Consider the following 1,193-nt stretch of genomic DNA (forward strand, 5'->3'; position numbering starts at 1 on the left):
GTTCCAGTATTGGAAACAAAGTGCGCTGTGTCCATGCCGATGAAGCCATGTCAATGCTGGCCGGCGCACACCGCCCCCACCGCGCGGGGCTAGCCTCGGCCCACAAACGGCATCCTGGTGGCCATCACGGTGTGGAACAGCACATTGGCTTGCAGGGGCAGGTTGGCCATGTACAGCACGGATTGCCCCACGATGTCGGCATCCATCAGGGGCTCGATGGCCACGTCGCCGTTGGCCTGGGGCACGCCCTGGGCCATGCGCGAGGCCAGGTCCGTCATGGCATTGCCGATATCGATCTGACCCACGGCGATGTTGTAGGCGCGTCCATCCAGGGCTGCGGTTTTTGTCAGCCCCATCACGGCGTGTTTGGTGGCGGTATAGGCGGCCGAGTTGGGTCTGGGCGCGTGTGCCGAAATCGAACCATTGTTGATGATGCGTCCGCCCTGCGGTGTTTGGTCGCACATGACCCGAAAGGCCTGCTGCAGGCAATAGAACATGCCGTTCAGGTTGACGTCCACCACGTCGCGCCATTGCTCGGGTGTCCAGTCCAGGAAGGAGCCGGGTGGATTGCCCCGCCCGGCGTTGTTGAACAGCACATCCACGCGCCCGAAGCGGGCGACGGCCTGCGCAAAAAGACGGGCTACGGCCGTGGGGTCGCAAACATCGGTGGGCACGCACAGCACGCGCTCGCCCGCCCCAGGGCGGGACTGGATGTGCGCTTTCACTTCGTCCAGCAGCGCAGCGCGGCGCCCTGCCAGCACCACGCGATAGCCGTCGCCCGCCAAGGCCAGCGCCACCGCCTTGCCAATCCCAGACCCTGCGCCGGTAATCACGGCGACTTTGTCAGCGTTCATTTGTGATGTCCATTCAAAAAGAAATAGAAAAGGCCTCGAGGCCGGCGTGCCTTGGCATCGCAGCCGCCCCTTTCGGGCAAGGCCCAGGGGAATTGTCGTCCGCAGGGCTTCTGGCGTTCCCGGTATAGCGCCGTCACTCCATCACCCCATGGGGCAGTATTGTTTTGAAAATCAGAACAGTCAGTTCGTGACTTGGTGGTTTTTCCTCAGACGACAGCGGCGTACAGTTCACCCCATCGATGAGCCGAACCCGCAAGGCGACTCACCGAACCCGGTTCAGGAATGGTTTTTGACCCGGCTTTTTTGAGACGCTTTTTTCACTTCAAGGATCTTCATCAT

1 protein-coding gene is annotated in these 1,193 nt (G+C 61.7%); it reads right to left on the bottom strand.

Annotated features, from left to right (window positions below):
• Nucleotides 1-89 precede the first annotated feature (89 nt).
• Nucleotides 90-854, bottom strand: coding sequence for an SDR family oxidoreductase (locus DBV10_RS13545; protein ID WP_124514152.1), 765 nt, complete (start codon nucleotides 852-854; stop codon nucleotides 90-92).
• Nucleotides 855-1,193: the final 339 nt, after the last annotated feature.

This window comes from Acidovorax sp. FJL06 (assembly GCF_003852545.1).
In the GTDB taxonomy this organism is placed as follows: Bacteria; Pseudomonadota; Gammaproteobacteria; order Burkholderiales; family Burkholderiaceae_C; genus Acidovorax.

Coding starts and splice junctions, on each gene's coding strand:
- DBV10_RS13545 (WP_124514152.1), bottom strand. CDS start 854: ATGAACGCTGACAAAGTCGCCGTGATTACCGGCGCAGGGTCTGGGATT.